Genomic DNA, 15,499 nt, shown 5'->3' with positions numbered 1-15,499 from the left:
CAAGCCATAATTTAAGTATAGATAAGAAATAATAAAAAGAGTCAAAGTGCTAACAACACATTCACAGTAATTTTGGCTTCATTGGAAATCGAATGAAATAAAGCTACCCGATCACTTCTCACAGATTAGCGGGTGGGGTTATTTTTTGATATTTTATAGAAGCGATTTTTCTCATTTTTGCTAAAACAGCTCTTTCATTACCTCCACCGTTCACTAGTAAATCTTCACCTTATTCATAAAACGCTCCCAATGCACCTTCTGTCTCCCTTTCTACTTATTCTTTTACGCATTTTAAATTACTTTAATTACCATTATACCAAGTAAACAGATTAAATTGTGATTTTTTACAAAAATAAAACAGGATGTAGACATCCTGTTTTATTGAAGATATTCTATATTTTTTAATAAATGACGTCCTTTAAGAACAAATTCGTTAAAATTATTAGCAGATACAAACGAAGCAAATTCATTTTCCCTAATAACTTCGACAAGAAAATCATAAATACCTAGTGCATCCTCATAATTTTGCTTACTAATAGCTAGAAGAAAGATTAACTGGACTTGTTGATTCTTCGCCCATGTAACTGGTTTTTCTAATAGCACTACTCCTACTTTCGTTCGTTTTGCTATTATTCCCATTGGGTGAGGTACAGCAATTCCTTCCCCCAATACAGTGGAACCTAATTGCTCTCTTTCATGAATCGAATCCACAAATTCTTTTCGTTTATCCAATACTCCTTCTGCCTCTAATAAATTACTCATCCGCTCAATTACATCATTCTTGTTTTCACAGTTAGCTTTTATAAATAATTCAGGTGAGAAAAAACGACTAAAAATATCGATTGATTGATTCACCTCTGCTGATATCTTTCGATCTAATTGAAGTAACTGTTTTCTTGATGGTAATGTATCTACTTGATAAACTGGTCTATTCCTTTCTTCTATCTGAATCGTCGTGATGACAACATCTTCTTCTATATATTCTAATCGGTTATAATCTTGTGCACTCATCACCCTTGTAACAAAAATATCAGGCATTGTTTTCTTCATATTAACCTCGATCATTCTTGCTGTTCCATAGCCTGATCCACAGACAATTAAGCAAGAATGATGTCTTTCATATTTAACTTGATAATTACGCTCTAATGATGCACCGATGTGTAATGCCAAATATGCAATTTCCCCTTGATTGATCGTATAATCATATTCCTCTTTAAGTGCTTCTACCCCAAAGAGAGTCACTTCAAATGCTAATGGATAATGCCTTTTAATATGTTGCTCCATTGGATTTCGCACTCTAATTTTGTGCTCCACTCGAAAGAGCATGGAATAAATATGTGTTTGAAGGTCTTTTTTTAATTGCGAGTCATGTGACAAATCATAATAATAGTTCTCGTTAATTTCCTTCAATAGAGAATCAATATAAACTTTTGCTTGTTTGTGGGAGGTAATATCTTCTTCTGTTACTGTTAATTTACTCCTTATTTGGACATATAAATAATCTAATTCGCCTGCTGATAACTCTACTTCGAATAGTCTCTCTAATCGTTTTCTTACATCTTGGACAAACTTTCCGCAATTATTGTTCTCATCATATACATTACTCTGCTCCATAACGAATCCTTGTTTAATACGATCCACCATAATTAGTATATGGAAAATTAAATTTTCTATATTATCATCTGCCATACTTAAATTGTACTTAGCTAACTGCCCAGGCAATTGTAATTGTAATTCTTCCAGGTAAAAATCTTGTTCTTTCCATTCAAAATATTGCAACATGTTTTTAGTGTCCAAAGACTCATCTATTAAGGACAATTGTGTATAACGTTTATCATCCTCCTTACCAATTAGTTTAATGCCTTTGCCTACTTTTGATTCCAGTTTCAGGTCATATTTATTTAATATGAGTTTCGCTTTATCCAAATCGTTCGTCAAAGTAGAGCGGCTCACATACATTTTTTCCGCTAATTCCTCTATCGTTTGAAAATCAGCGTGATTTAGTAATAAAAAAATAAATAGTTTTATTCTTTCATCCTTTTGATTTACATCGAAATACGAATAGGTATTATCATGAATCGTTTGGAAGGATAAATAAACGTCTTTATCCATAACGTTCAAATAATACCCTTTCGATGTTTTATTTAAAATAGTAAAACCGCTGATTGTTTTCTGTTCATTAATTTCTTTAATCTCTTTCCTAATTGTCCGTGCAGATACTGATAGTTTCTCCCCTAACTTCTCACTAGAAAAATGATAAGGATTCTGTTGAATTAATTCAGTAATTTTGTTCTTTCTAGCATCAGTAAACATAGTATCCTCTCCATAAATACTATATAAAAAGAGGGGAATGATCCCCTTCCTTTTACAACAAGTTAATTGATATTGTTTTAAATTGATTATGTGCTAGTGTTTCAGTTGCTTGATCTTCTGTGACTTCATCTAACAGTACAAAAGAACCATTATTCACTATCTTCTCATCGATAGTTGCCTGCCTATTAAGATATGGATTAAACAGACGAAGAATATACTGATTTGTGTCTTCCGCTTTTTTAATAGCACTAAAAACAGCATCCATATTTTCAAAAGTTGCTAAACTATAAGATAATGAATTAGTTTTCCCTTCATCACGGTAAGCATAAATAAGTCGGCCATTCAAAAAGTCCGAGAACTGATAACATTGAATAGGTGAAAGATATTCTTTCGCAAGTTTTGCGATATTAGCTTGATCAAACGATGCTTGCTTATACAACATCGCAAAAGTTGCTGATATTTCTCCGATTAACTGAGCATCCGGTGTTTCTACGATAGATTCGCCAGATGCTCTGCCTGGTCGATATAATAAATTCTCTTTCCCCATATGACTAAAAGTTCTAAATATCGTTAGTTGAATTGTATCGTATTGTTCTCCAACGATTTCATATTCTCTTACACCTTCTGTTAATAGACCAACCGTACTCTTATCATCATGTAACGTAACAAAACTTTGCATTGCTTCAATAGAAATAGGAGCTTCATGCCATTTTTCCTCTTCCCATACTTCCATTTCTGGTAAATAAACTGGTCGGGTAACATTACCGAATAATTGGTCAGCAGTAGAGAATTTACTAACAATCCCAGAGTCAAACTGTACACACAAACGATGACTATGTACTTGATTATCTATTTTCACTTCGAAGTGAATAATTTCCTCTTCATTTAGTAAGACAACAGTTGCCTTCACAACAAACTCTCGATCAGCAATACCTTCTGCTCGTTGCTCCAAATCATATGGTACGAGCATTTTTAACGTCATATCCAATTGTTGATTAAGTTCTGATTTACTTGCTTGTATATCTATTAATTCACTAGTAGTTGAATCAATAATCATGTCTTTTCTTGGTGGAGAGTAATTATATGAATCACCATCGTCACCATTCTCAACAAAGATCATTTGATTTTCATATGTTTTACCGGTTTGTTTTTCCGTAATAGTTAGCGTATTATTGTGAGCCATTGTAATTTGATAATACTCATTTTCAATCATATGTTGCTCTATGTGTGTTGGTATATCTATTTCACCATCATCAAACTCTAGATAGAAACTATTATACCCTAAACCATTTGTATTAGTAACTTGAATCAGGACTTCTGCATAATAGACTTTCTCTGGAATATAGATTTCCTTACTAGGATCCAATTGAATCGTTTGATTAAGCACATACTCTGTTAGATCTTTTTTATTTAGGATAGTAAATGGTACTTCTCCTCCATGCTCATCTTTCATTTTAAATGTTCCGTCTGGAAGATATATATTCGCTTTCACAACTCCACTACGCTTATATGGCAATGGGTTAAACAACGTAAAATTCAAATCATGTTTGTATGGTATTCTTTCTGCAATTAATCTCATGTGTAAATCAAGTAGATTAGTCGCTTTGTCTTTTGCTAGTTTATAACGAAAGGCTACATCCCGGTTCGTTGTATCACTATTACATCCACCAATACTATCATGTGCCGCATTTTCAAACATCAACTTCCATATTTCCTCAAGTTGATTATGTGGGTAGTCATTACCTAGGGAATGGCTTATTGTTAAAATAGGCTCTAGTACGTTAGCTAAGTAATTTTCGATTTCGTTATTTTGTTGCTTCAAGTCTGCTCTTGTTGAAAAAATAGACTTGTGTAAGCGACTATGCTTACCTTCTGTTAATTCCCCTTTAATAACGGGTAGATCTTTCGCTTCTTCTTCCACCGCATCAAAAAATGTCTCTGGTGAGGCAATTTGATACTTTCGATCACTATCTACTTTATTAAACAATTCTACTAATTCAGGTAGATTCTTTCTAATTGGTGCTTGGTCAAAGCCATTCGGAAAGTAAATGTTCTCGGTAGAGGCTTTCTTCTCCAATGCCCCTATAGACTCATCTAAATAGGGCTTTACTTCCTCTTCTTTTTCAGGAATATTACCACCATAATAATAACCAAATGGCATTTGTTCTGCTACCATCTGTGTCCCATCATCGCCTTCCCAAATAAATTCTGTTTGTTTTAATCGATTATCAGCTACACCACGCCAAAATAGGAAACGAGAGATACCAAAGTTTTTATAAATTTGTGGCATATTCCCTCCTTGGCCAAATGCATCAGGTACATAGCCAATTTCCATTGAATGCCCCAATTCCTTCGCATATCTAGTACCATATAGTAGATTTCGTGTCACAGACTCTTGAGAAATAACTAATTGATCTGTTTGGGTATACCAAGGACCTGTCATTAATCGTTTTGCTTGCACTAATGCTTGCAATCTTTCCTTATATTCAGGGCAATACTTCAAGAAGTCTTCTATTAATGATGTTTGTGCATCCATTAAATAAAAGGTAAATTCAGGTTTGTTTTCAAGTGTTTCAATCACTTCTTTAAAATGTTTTATTAAATAAATCGTTGATCTTGATGACGTAAAATACCATTCTCGATCCCAGTGTGTATGGGGAATAATGTGTACTGTTTTTTTCTTCATAATATTACTCCTTTACAATGTGTCAAAATTAATTTCTACACTTTCTTCGTCCAACTTCTCTTCTTTTTCTTTAGCTTTACTCGTTTCCTCATCTGTAAAATCAACTAAAGCGTTCGCACCAATAGCAACAATGAACGCGCCTACCAAAATACCGATCACATATGCCCAACCATTACCTACGGAGAAGAAACCATACACCCCTCCAACCGGAGGCATAATATCTCGAGCTCCTAGAAAGATAGCAGTTGCAGCTCCAACAGAACCAGCTACGACATTTAACGGGATTAACTTCAATGGACTTTTTAACGTAAAAGGAATGGCCCCTTCTGTTATTCCGATAATTCCCATAATCAATGATCCTCGTCCAGACTCTTTTAGTTCATTACTAAAGTTTTTCTTCTTAAGCAATGTAGCAATACCATATCCTAATGGAGGAATACAGATTGCTGCGTTAACCATAATTGCTGGTAAATAAATTCCACTCATTAAAAGCGCATTACCTGCCATCCATGCCGCTTTATTAACAGGACCTCCCATATCAAAGGCAATCATTCCTCCAAGAATTGCTGCAAGTAGTACAATATTGGTATCACTCTGTGTCATATCAGTAATCCAATCTAATAATGCTGTATTTAACCATCCTAGTGGTCCAGCTAAGATTAATGACATTAATACACCTGTCGCACCAACTGTAATTAACGGCAAAATAATTAGTGGAACAGCACTGGCAAAAGATCCAGAAATGTTTATCCGTTTCTTTACCCAATTAGTAATCCAACCTGCAAAGAAACCTGCTAATACAGCACCTAGGAAACCTGCGTTAGTACTTGTGGCTAATGCCCCGCCGACTAGGCCAGCAGCTAAACCAGGTTTACCTGCAATGGAATGAGCAATATAAGCACCTAAAACTAAATTCAACAACCCTATTGCGGTCCAACCTACTTGTTCAAATAGATAAGCATAATGTAAGAAACCATCTGTTTCTGCAAATGCATTTAGATCTGGTTCACCAAAAAGAAAACCGATTATTTTCGCTACAGCTACAACTAATGAACCAGCAATAATGATGGGCAATACATAAGAAATTCCAGACATCAAATGATTTTTAAATTCACTAAGCTTTCCACTCATATGAAGCTCCCCTTTCTACTGTAACTAGCTTTTTTTCGCCTCTATAGCCTTTACTATTTTATTTAAAACGATCTCACCATCTGATACTACTTGACCTAACTTCACTCTGATGATTGTTTTTCCTTTAAATCGTTCTTCTCCTTCAATTGATTGATCTGCTGCAATAATAATTGCATCTGCTCCATTCACATCATCTTCTTCTAATTTATTAACAACTCCCATTGCACCTTGTTGTTCAATCTTTACATCATGACCTAATTTAACTCCTGCTTTTTCTAATGATTTTGCTGCCATTGGCGTATGTGCTAATCCAGCAATACATGAAGTAACTCCTACAAACTTCATTTAACCCACCCTTTCTTCAATATTGTTTAATAAATTTAGTACAGATAATTTATCTGTTGCACCATAAATTTCTTCTTGAAAATCATCATCCATTAATCTCGTGGCTAATGCGGATAATATTTGAACATGTCTTGTACCTTCTTCATGCTTAGGTACTAAAATGGCAAAGACTAGATCCACCTTATAATCATTTGGTGATTCCCATTCCACTTTATTTTTCAATTTAGCAAAAAATAAGGTTGGTTTTATAACCGCATTACTTTTAGCATGTGGTATCGCTATGCCTTCTTGAAATGCTGTTGAATATTCATCTTCTCTCGCAATAAAATCTTGAAACAGTTCATGTTCATTAGTAGCTACCTTTTGATTGGTAGCTTCCGTTGAAATAAATCTTAATAGCTGATCCCTATCTGTTATGATGAGATCTAAATAAATTTGCTCCCTACTAACTAACATTTCCATCCCCCTTTTGTTAACGCTTTCCTTAAATCAACTATACACCTTCAAATTTATTTCTTTAATTTATTCTTCTGCCAACTAGTTTGGCAATTTTTATATTAAATAGATACCGCTTACACAACCTGAATAACCTAACTCTGACACTCGATAACAAATGAAAAAACGCTGGAATCACCAATCAGATGATATCCAACGTTTTTGTGTTCTTTATCGTTCTATTCAAACCGAAATGACGATTATTTCTCTCCGCTCAATTCTACTAGTATCTTCACTTCAGATTTATCTTTCGTCAAAGCTTCAAACCCTTCTGTTACAATATTTTCTAATGAGATATGCTTCGTAACAGCTTGTTTCACATCCATCTTACCTGTTGCAATTAAATCAATCGTTTTTTTATAAACATCTGGTTCATAGGCAGCACTTGATGTAATGACAACTCCTGATCCAATAAGATCCATTGGTGTAATCTTAATTGGATTTGAAATTAACGATACAATCACTACTATGCCACGTTTTTTTGTCGTATGAATAGCTTGGTTAACGGTAGCTTCCACACCGGCTGCTTCAATGGTTACATCAAACCCTTCTGCTACGAGCTCCTTCGTTACTTCAACTGGATCTTGGTCAGCAGAATTGACAACATATGTTGCCCCTAACTCCTTCGCTTTTTCTAATCTTGCTTCAGATATATCATATACTACAATAGTGCTTGCACCCTGTGCTTTTGCTGCTAATACGGTCAAAAGCCCGATAGGTCCTGCACCATAGACACCAACAGTTTGTCCGGCTTGGAAATTGCCTTCTTTCAATGCCTGTACAGATACCGCAGATGGCTCTACTAATGCACCTTCTTCTAAAGTTAAACCTTCAGGAAGCATATACAAATGTTTTTCATCTAGCACTACATAATCTGCAAAACCACCATCTCGGCCTAACCCAATGAAATTGAATCCATCATAAATATCCAAATGCGGATCTTTATTTCCGTATGTAATCAACGGGTTAATCACCACTCGATCACCTTTTTTCACTCTAGACACATTTACACCAGTTTCTTCTACTACGGCAGAGAATTCATGACCTAAAGTCAGTGGTGCAGTCTGCTTTGTTAAAGGATCTGGTTCATCTACAGGTACTGTAAGCGGGCCGTGCAAATATTCGTGCAAATCACTACCACAAATACCTGTCCATGCTACACGAACTTTTACTTCATTTGTTTGTAATTCCGGGACTTCCCTTTCTTCTACTCGTACATCTTTCGCTTTATACCAAACAGCTGCTCTCATGAAAAAACCTCCCAAATAATTATCATAAATCTAGATTACACCATTTCATGGTAACCTTTCTATTTTTAGAATACAATAGACTCATAGATATCACTTATGTATTTGAATCAATAAGAAAGAAGTGATGGATATGTATCTATTAATTGAACCACACCTATAAAACGTGTGACTCACCCTTTTAAAAGAAATGCCATCTTCCCCCACCTCGTACACATTTCTACAAATTAAAAAAGATAAAAAACATTACACAAACCAACCAAAATATGTTTTAATAAAAGTGTAACCGTTTTAACATAAGTACTAACAACATCAAATCGTAAAAAACTCGCATACGCATATAAATGAAGTAAACCTTCCATTTCCTTTTCTACACAAAGTATGTTCTTTGTCACATCATTTTACACTTATATAGATTAATCAAACATTGAAGTCTAATATAATAAACAACTCATATATCGATCGGATGAATATTATGGGAGAGCGTATTTATTACCACCGAAGGAGCAAGTTCATAAAAAACCTTATGGACCAATCTCTCAGGTAACAGAACCATAATAGGACGAAGCTCTGGAGAGTGTGTATCAACTATACACCACCAAAGGGGAAGCTTATGCGTAAGCGAAACTCTCAGGTACAAGGACAGAGAAGGGTAAGAACGATTACCCTTTTTCTGTCCTTTTTTGCGTTTAAAAAAGGAGGTTGATGATGGATTTCAACAGTTGTTTCGATATTATTGGTCCCGTTATGGTCGGTCCCTCCAGTTCGCATACTGCTGGGGTTGTATCGATTGGAAATTTTGTCCATAACTTATTAGGACACTATCCAGAAGAAGCTTCCATCACTTTTTTTGACTCATTCGCCGCTACCTATCACGGTCATGGTACAGATAAAGCTATTATTGGCGGACTTATCGGAATGAAAACAGATAATCTCCAAATTAAAAATGCGCTATTAATCGCTAAACAAGCTGGCTTAAACTATCAGCTATATTTAGAGAACCATTGTGAAGTATACAACCATCCAAACACAACTATTATCACTGCTACTTATCAAGGCGAAACGATAAAAGTTGGTGGTGTATCGTTAGGTGGCGGCGTATCGAAAATATTTATGATTAATGAGGAAAAAGTGAATGTCCCGTTATCCATTTCCATGATTAACAGAAAGGAGGAACCGATTGATGATTGAAATCAGCTCTATGGATGAACTACTGGCAATTTGTCAGGAACAACAGAAGTCGATTAGCGAAATCATGCTAAGTATCGAAGCAGAAAACACTGGTCAAGATATGGCAGCTATTATCGAGGAAATGAAGAAACGACTGCTAACGATGAAGCAAGCTGTCGATAATGGCTTAGCAAATGATGTGATCGCACCTAGTGGCATATCTGGGGATGATACAGGAAAAATAGCTCAGTATATGGCACAAGGTGAGGCACTCTCTGGCAATATCATCGGGGATGCGATGACTTTTTCTGCTGCCGTTTCGGAAAGTAATGCCCGAATGGATGTAATTGTCGCAACACCTACTGCTGGTGCAGCTGGCATTTTACCTGGTGTGTTATGTTCCCTCCATAAAAATAAACAACTATCATTAGACGAATTAACGATGGGATTATTCACTGCTAGTATGCTTGGACTTATCATTGCTAATCGCTCCTTTATCTCTGGTTCTGCGGGTGGGTGTCAAGCGGAAGTTGGTTCTGCCACGGCAATGGCTGCTGGGACAATTGTTGAATTAAATCGTGGTACGCCAGAACAGGCAATTAATGCTACAGCACTAGCTTTAAAATCACTGCTAGGCTTAGTCTGTGATCCTGTTGCAGGGCTTGTGGAAGTACCTTGCATCAAACGTAATGTAATCGGAACATCGATTGCCTTTTCTGCAGCTGACCTATCACTTGCAGGTGTTAAAAGTCGTATTCCTTGTGATGAAGTGATTGAAGCAATGTACAACATTGGTAAAGAAATGCCACGAACATTAAAAGAAACATCGCTCGGCGGTCTTGCAGCAACCGCAACGGCACAGAAAGTGGAAGATACATTATTTAAAAGGTGGTGTAATACATGAGTCAAGCAAAAGGATTAAAAAAGACGCCTCTTTATGATCTCTATCAAGACAATGGTGCCAAAGTGATTGACTTTGGTGGTTGGGCACTGCCTGTACAATTCTCCAGTATTATCGAAGAACATCATGCTGTTCGAACAAAAGCAGGACTTTTTGATGTGTCCCATATGGGGGAGATTGTCATTGAAGGTGACGATGCTGAAAGCTTTGTTAACTATTTAATCACGAATGATGTCACCAAAATCGATGTGAATCAAGCACAATATACCGCAATGTGTTATGAAAATGGTGGAACCGTTGATGATCTGCTCGTTTATAAGTTAGCCGCGCAAACATATCTATTCGTCGTCAACGCAGCCAATATCGAGAAAGACGTTGAGTGGATAAAACTACATGCAACAGACAATGTAACGGTAAAGAACATTTCTGATCAACTAGCACAGCTTGCCATTCAAGGGCCGCAAGCAGCACAAATTTTACAAAATTTCACTAGTGTAGATGTGCATCAGATAAAGCCATTTCGTTTTGAACAACATGTAGAAATAGCTGGAATAAACGATGTACTTATCTCTCGAACAGGCTACACAGGAGAAGATGGCTTTGAATTATATCTAGCCAACGAGGATGCACCTAAACTCTGGAAGGAACTGTTAGAGGCAGATGGAGAGCTTGTACCTTGTGGTCTTGGTGCTCGTGACACACTCCGCTTTGAAGCAACATTGGCGTTATATGGTCAAGAATTAACCTCAACCATCACACCTATCGAAGCTGGTATTCGTTTTACAGTGAAACCAGATAAACCAGATGATTTTATTGGAAAAGCGGTTTTAACGAAAGAAAAAGAGGCTGGACCAAAACGACAACTAGTTGGTCTTGCAATGACGGACCGAGGCATTCCACGACATGGATATGAAGTATATTCAACAGATGGTGAGTTAATTGGCTGTATTACATCTGGAACGCATTCACCATCATGCCAAAAACAGCTAGGCCTTGCGATTGTGGAAAAACAATATGCCGAGATAGACACGCCATTACAAGTAAAAATCCGTAATAAATTAATAGATGCAGTAATAGTTCCTACCCCTTTTTACCACGGTGCATGAGTCCGTAAAACCCCCACTTCAAGGTTCGAGGTAAAACAAAGAAGCTAAGTGGGGGATAAACGGACGCTAACTCCCTGATAAGTTTCGCTAACAATCAGCGGGAGTCTCACTTTACCGAAAATAATTGGAAAGGAAGCGATCATATGACAAGTTCATTACGATATAGTAAAGAACACGAGTGGGTATTACCGTTAGAAGGAAATAAAGCACACGTTGGGATTACGAACCATGCCCAACAAGAATTAGGAGATATTGTGTTTGTAGAACATACAGAGGTTGGTACGAAAGTAAATGCTAATGATTCTTTAGGTGTGAGTGAATCGGTCAAGGCTGCTTCTGAAGTTTATTCTCCCTTATCTGGAACCATTATCACTATTAATGAAACATTAGAGGAGCAACCAGAATTAATTAATGAAGATCCTTACGTAACTGGCTGGATAGCTGAAATAGAATTCTCCAATATCGAAGCATTAGAAAATCTATTAGACGAAACTGCTTACCTAGATTTTATTAGTAAAGGAGAGGAATAATATGCGTTCCACTTACCGTTACCTTCCTGATACGAAACAAGATCAACAGCAAATGCTCGACTATATAAAGTTGGCATCAATCGACGATTTATTTGCTGATATTCCTGAAAACATCCGTTTAACAGAAGAATTAGACATTCCGAAAGCATTACCTGAATCACTACTAATGAAAAAAATGCAAAAGCTTGCAGGGAAAAATACCAATGCTAATCAAGCTTCCTTTTTCCTTGGTGCTGGGACATATGACCACTATATTCCAAGCGTCGTCCATCATATCATTTCTCGTGCAGAATTTTATACCGCTTATACGCCATACCAACCAGAAATTAGTCAAGGTGAACTACAGGCTATTTTTGAATTTCAAACAATGGTATGTGAATTAACAGGAATGGATGTTGCCAACTCGTCTATGTATGATGGATTTACTTCTGTCTCAGAAGCAGCTGCACTTGCGGTTGCCACCACAAAACGTTCCCAAGTAATCGTCTCTCAAGCCGTTCATCCAGAGGCTCGTGACATCTTAAAAACAGCAGCAAATGGGCCTGCCTATCAAGTCGAGGAAATGGAATTATCTGCTGAACGGACAGATCTTCAAGCTCTTGAAGCAAAAGCAAACAAAGAGACAGCAGCTATTATTGTACAATATCCTAACTTCTTTGGAACGATTGAAGATTTACAAGCAATCAAAGCGATCGCACAAGCAAATGGCGCACTATTGATCGTTAGTGCTAATCCTTTAGCCCTTGCACTACTGCAAGCTCCTGGAAAACTTGGTGCTGATATCGTAGTTGGTGATATGCAACCATTAGGGATTCCGATGTCTTACGGCGGACCACACTGTGGCTATTTCGCTGTGACGAAAAAATTAATGCGAAAAATCCCCGGCAGAATCGTTGGCCAAACAACAGATACAGCAGGAAAACGTGCTTTCACCTTAACACTGCAAGCACGCGAACAACATATTCGTCGCGAAAAAGCGACATCCAATATTTGTTCTAATCAAGCATTAAATGCACTTGCTTCCGCTGTCTTTATGGCAGCAGTTGGTAAGCATGGGATTCGCAAAATGGCCCAATTAAATATCGAAAAAGCGGATTACATGGCAAGAAAACTTTCTGAAAAAGGATTTATCATCCGAAACCAAGGTCCATTTTTTAACGAATTTATCGTAGAACTACCTGTATCTGTCGAAGCAACCAATCACAAATTGCTACAAGCAGATATTATCGGTGGATATGACTTAAGCAAAGATTATCATGTAGAGAATCAAATGTTAATCGCTGTGACAGAACAACGAACGAAAGAAGAAATCGATCAATTTGTTCAAGAATTGGAGGCATTATCATATGACCACATATCATGAATTGATTTTTGACATTAGTCAGCCTGGGCGTACCGGTGTCGACCTTCCTGAAAGTGATGTAGAGGCAATCAATTTAACAGAAAAATTCCCTGCACATTTGTTAAGAGAAACAGAAGCAGACCTTCCCGAAGTATCAGAACTACAGCTTGTTCGTCACTATACCGCACTTTCTAATAAAAATTACGGTGTCGATAATGGTTTTTATCCGCTAGGTTCTTGTACGATGAAATATAATCCTAAAATTAATGAAGATGTTGCTCGCCTCGATGGATTCAGTCAGATTCACCCCTATCAAGCAGAAGAAACCGCACAAGGTGCATTACAATTATTATATGAATTACAAGAAGATTTAGCAGTGATTGCTGGTATGGATGCGGTCACATTGCAACCATCTGCTGGAGCTCAAGGAGAATGGACCGGTTTAATGATTGCAAAACACTATCATCAACATAACGGTGAAAACAGAACAAAAGTACTTGTACCAGACTCTGCTCACGGTACAAATCCTGCAAGTGCAACGGTTGCAGGATTTGAAACAGTAACCATTCCATCCAATCAAGATGGATTAGTCGATGTCGAAGAATTAAAGAAACATGTCGACACAGATACAGCTGCACTTATGTTAACGAATCCTAATACACTAGGACTCTTCGAAAAAGAAATCAGCGAGATTGCTGAAGTGGTTCATAACGCAGGCGGCCTTCTCTATTATGACGGAGCAAACGCGAATGCTATTTTAGATAAAACAACACCAGGCAAAATGGGATTTGATATTGTTCACTTGAATTTACACAAAACATTCACCACTCCACACGGTGGCGGTGGTCCTGGAGCTGGCCCTGTTGGCGTCACGAAGGAACTTATCCCCTTTTTACCAGTTCCACGTATTGAGCAAACAGAAGGAAAATATGTATTAACTAGTGATGAAGATTTATCGATTGGTAGAGTAAAAGGATTTTACGGCAACTTCGGTATTCTTGTCCGAGCATACACCTATATTCGTACAATGGGTGCAGAAGGATTAAGAAACGTATCAGAATCAGCCGTCCTTCATGCTAATTATCTAAAGAAACGATTAGAAGCATGTTATGTATCACCCTATCCGCAAATATGTAAGCATGAATTTGTTTTATCTGGAGCAACTCAGAAAAAACTCGGCGTGAGAACGTTAGATATTGCCAAACGCCTGCTTGATTTCGGCTATCATCCACCGACTATCTACTTCCCATTAAATGTAGAAGAAGGATTGATGATTGAACCAACCGAAACAGAAACAAAAGAAACACTAGATGCCTTTGCAGATACAATGATTCAGATTGCAAAAGAAGTAGAAGAAAATCCAGAAATCGTAATCGAGGCACCACATACGACTGTAATTGGTAGAGTAGATGAAACAAAAGCCGCTCGCAAACCTGTCGTTCGTTATAGTAAAGAAGAGCCTGTTAACGTGTGATTGCTTTTGAGGAGGTTACCTAACATGAAGATTGAACTGACAGAATCTGCTGTGCATCAATTACAGTCACTTAAGTTAACAGATGGCCAGCTACCGCGAATTGATGCCAACATGAAAGGTGGTTGTGGCTTAGCCATTGACTATTTATTTCTCGTTGATGAACGAAGAAAAAATGATTACATCTATCAAACAAACGGTATTTCGATTCAAATGGATCACTTTACAAGACGCTATTTAGCTGAAGATACCGTCACAATAGATTATACTACGGAATTTCTTGTACTAAGTGAGGTTGATTTTGACAGTAGTTGTTAATATTCCTATTAATCTCAAGGACAAATCTTTCCTCTTATTGTGATATTTGTCCTTGAGGTACTCTATCAACTACTTTCCTTCAAACTTTTTCTTTGTTTGGGCGTCGAGACGCTCTATCAACTACTTATCTTCACCTTTTTTCTTTGTTTGGTCGTTGAGACGCTCTGTCAACTACTTTCATCCTTACTTTTTTCTTGTTTGGGCGTTGAGACGCTCTGTCAACTACTTTCATCCTTCCTTTTTTCTTGTTTGGGCGTTGAGACGCTCTGTCAACTACTTTCATCCTTACTTTTTTAGTCAAGTCCATTTTATTGTGTAAATTCATGATACAAGTTCCCAACCTATGAGTGAGCTTTAGATATCTTTTGATAATGATAAGTCTAATGGTCCTTCTATGTGTAGGTGTTCACATGTTATATAAAACCTCTATTGCCAACGGGGCAT

The 15,499-nt window shown here is 37.1% G+C and carries 13 protein-coding genes and 2 riboswitches; of the genes, 7 read left to right on the top strand and 6 right to left on the bottom strand.

Annotated features, from left to right (window positions below; all coding sequences use genetic code 11):
- Window positions 1–378: 378 nt before the first annotated feature.
- The 6 genes from SH601_RS00065 to SH601_RS00040 all read right to left on the bottom strand — a co-directional run bounded on the left by SH601_RS00065 (window position 379) and on the right by SH601_RS00040 (window position 8,220).
- On the bottom strand, window positions 379–2,313 hold the full coding sequence (locus tag SH601_RS00065; RefSeq protein ID WP_319956169.1) for a BglG family transcription antiterminator: 1,935 nt from the start codon (window positions 2,311–2,313) through the stop codon (window positions 379–381).
- Window positions 2,314–2,365: 52 nt separating this feature from the next.
- Window positions 2,366–4,999, bottom strand: coding sequence for a mannosylglycerate hydrolase (mngB, locus tag SH601_RS00060; protein ID WP_319956168.1), 2,634 nt, complete (start codon window positions 4,997–4,999; stop codon window positions 2,366–2,368).
- A gap of 12 nt (window positions 5,000–5,011) precedes the next feature.
- Window positions 5,012–6,130 carry a PTS fructose transporter subunit IIC gene (locus SH601_RS00055; RefSeq protein WP_319956167.1) on the bottom strand — a complete coding sequence of 373 codons (1,119 nt, stop codon included), beginning with the start codon at window positions 6,128–6,130 and terminating at the stop codon, window positions 5,012–5,014.
- A gap of 24 nt (window positions 6,131–6,154) precedes the next feature.
- Window positions 6,155–6,475: a PTS fructose transporter subunit IIB gene (locus tag SH601_RS00050; protein ID WP_319956166.1), complete on the bottom strand. Its 321-nt coding sequence runs from the start codon at window positions 6,473–6,475 to the stop codon at window positions 6,155–6,157.
- Window positions 6,476–6,931, bottom strand: coding sequence for a PTS sugar transporter subunit IIA (locus SH601_RS00045; protein ID WP_319956165.1), 456 nt, complete (start codon window positions 6,929–6,931; stop codon window positions 6,476–6,478).
- 239 nt (window positions 6,932–7,170) lie between these two features.
- Complete coding sequence (locus tag SH601_RS00040; RefSeq protein ID WP_319956164.1) at window positions 7,171–8,220, bottom strand: 2,3-butanediol dehydrogenase; 1,050 nt, start codon at window positions 8,218–8,220, stop codon at window positions 7,171–7,173.
- A 463-nt stretch (window positions 8,221–8,683) separates the two neighbouring features.
- A riboswitch (glycine riboswitch) is annotated at window positions 8,684–8,782 on the top strand.
- A 3-nt stretch (window positions 8,783–8,785) separates the two neighbouring features.
- Window positions 8,786–8,865: riboswitch (glycine riboswitch) on the top strand.
- A gap of 60 nt (window positions 8,866–8,925) precedes the next feature.
- Here SH601_RS00040 and SH601_RS00035 point away from each other — a divergent pair.
- The 7 genes from SH601_RS00035 to SH601_RS00005 all read left to right on the top strand — a co-directional run bounded on the left by SH601_RS00035 (window position 8,926) and on the right by SH601_RS00005 (window position 15,055).
- Window positions 8,926–9,408 carry a serine dehydratase beta chain gene (locus SH601_RS00035; protein ID WP_319956163.1) on the top strand — a complete coding sequence of 161 codons (483 nt, stop codon included), beginning with the start codon at window positions 8,926–8,928 and terminating at the stop codon, window positions 9,406–9,408.
- The gene (gene sdaAA, locus SH601_RS00030; protein WP_319956162.1) at window positions 9,401–10,291 is read left to right on the top strand and encodes an L-serine ammonia-lyase, iron-sulfur-dependent, subunit alpha; all 891 of its coding nucleotides are present in this window, start codon (window positions 9,401–9,403) and stop codon (window positions 10,289–10,291) included. Before SH601_RS00035 ends, sdaAA begins: the two co-directional genes overlap by 8 nt.
- Window positions 10,288–11,394, top strand: coding sequence for a glycine cleavage system aminomethyltransferase GcvT (gene gcvT, locus SH601_RS00025; RefSeq protein ID WP_319956161.1), 1,107 nt, complete (start codon window positions 10,288–10,290; stop codon window positions 11,392–11,394). The genes sdaAA and gcvT overlap by 4 nt, the downstream gene beginning before the upstream one ends.
- A gap of 143 nt (window positions 11,395–11,537) precedes the next feature.
- A complete protein-coding gene (gene gcvH, locus SH601_RS00020) occupies window positions 11,538–11,924 on the top strand; it encodes a glycine cleavage system protein GcvH (RefSeq protein WP_319956160.1) in 387 nt (128 codons plus the stop codon).
- A gap of 1 nt (window position 11,925) precedes the next feature.
- Window positions 11,926–13,287: an aminomethyl-transferring glycine dehydrogenase subunit GcvPA gene (gene gcvPA / locus SH601_RS00015; RefSeq protein WP_319956159.1), complete on the top strand. Its 1,362-nt coding sequence runs from the start codon at window positions 11,926–11,928 to the stop codon at window positions 13,285–13,287.
- The gene (gene gcvPB, locus SH601_RS00010; RefSeq protein ID WP_319956158.1) at window positions 13,271–14,740 is read left to right on the top strand and encodes an aminomethyl-transferring glycine dehydrogenase subunit GcvPB; all 1,470 of its coding nucleotides are present in this window, start codon (window positions 13,271–13,273) and stop codon (window positions 14,738–14,740) included. The genes gcvPA and gcvPB overlap by 17 nt, the downstream gene beginning before the upstream one ends.
- A gap of 24 nt (window positions 14,741–14,764) precedes the next feature.
- Complete coding sequence (locus SH601_RS00005; protein WP_319956157.1) at window positions 14,765–15,055, top strand: iron-sulfur cluster biosynthesis family protein; 291 nt, start codon at window positions 14,765–14,767, stop codon at window positions 15,053–15,055.
- The last annotated feature ends 444 nt before the right edge of the window (window positions 15,056–15,499 follow it).

The organism is Gracilibacillus pellucidus (genome assembly GCF_033949965.1).
In the GTDB taxonomy this organism is placed as follows: domain Bacteria; phylum Bacillota; class Bacilli; order Bacillales; family Amphibacillaceae; genus Gracilibacillus; species Gracilibacillus pellucidus.
This window is presented reverse-complemented; position numbering and strand designations above follow the sequence as displayed.

What these genes read in the sequence shown, in the direction of transcription:
- SH601_RS00065 (WP_319956169.1), bottom strand. Translation starts at nt 2,313, where the DNA reads ATGTTTACTGATGCTAGAAAGAACAAAATTACTGAATTAATTCAACAG.
- mngB (WP_319956168.1), bottom strand. Translation starts at nt 4,999, where the DNA reads ATGAAGAAAAAAACAGTACACATTATTCCCCATACACACTGGGATCGA.
- SH601_RS00055 (WP_319956167.1), bottom strand. Translation starts at nt 6,130, where the DNA reads ATGAGTGGAAAGCTTAGTGAATTTAAAAATCATTTGATGTCTGGAATT.
- SH601_RS00050 (WP_319956166.1), bottom strand. Translation starts at nt 6,475, where the DNA reads ATGAAGTTTGTAGGAGTTACTTCATGTATTGCTGGATTAGCACATACG.
- SH601_RS00045 (WP_319956165.1), bottom strand. Translation starts at nt 6,931, where the DNA reads ATGTTAGTTAGTAGGGAGCAAATTTATTTAGATCTCATCATAACAGAT.
- SH601_RS00040 (WP_319956164.1), bottom strand. Translation starts at nt 8,220, where the DNA reads ATGAGAGCAGCTGTTTGGTATAAAGCGAAAGATGTACGAGTAGAAGAA.
- SH601_RS00035 (WP_319956163.1), top strand. Translation starts at nt 8,926, where the DNA reads ATGGATTTCAACAGTTGTTTCGATATTATTGGTCCCGTTATGGTCGGT.
- sdaAA (WP_319956162.1), top strand. Translation starts at nt 9,401, where the DNA reads ATGATTGAAATCAGCTCTATGGATGAACTACTGGCAATTTGTCAGGAA.
- gcvT (WP_319956161.1), top strand. Translation starts at nt 10,288, where the DNA reads ATGAGTCAAGCAAAAGGATTAAAAAAGACGCCTCTTTATGATCTCTAT.
- gcvH (WP_319956160.1), top strand. Translation starts at nt 11,538, where the DNA reads ATGACAAGTTCATTACGATATAGTAAAGAACACGAGTGGGTATTACCG.
- gcvPA (WP_319956159.1), top strand. Translation starts at nt 11,926, where the DNA reads ATGCGTTCCACTTACCGTTACCTTCCTGATACGAAACAAGATCAACAG.
- gcvPB (WP_319956158.1), top strand. Translation starts at nt 13,271, where the DNA reads ATGACCACATATCATGAATTGATTTTTGACATTAGTCAGCCTGGGCGT.
- SH601_RS00005 (WP_319956157.1), top strand. Translation starts at nt 14,765, where the DNA reads ATGAAGATTGAACTGACAGAATCTGCTGTGCATCAATTACAGTCACTT.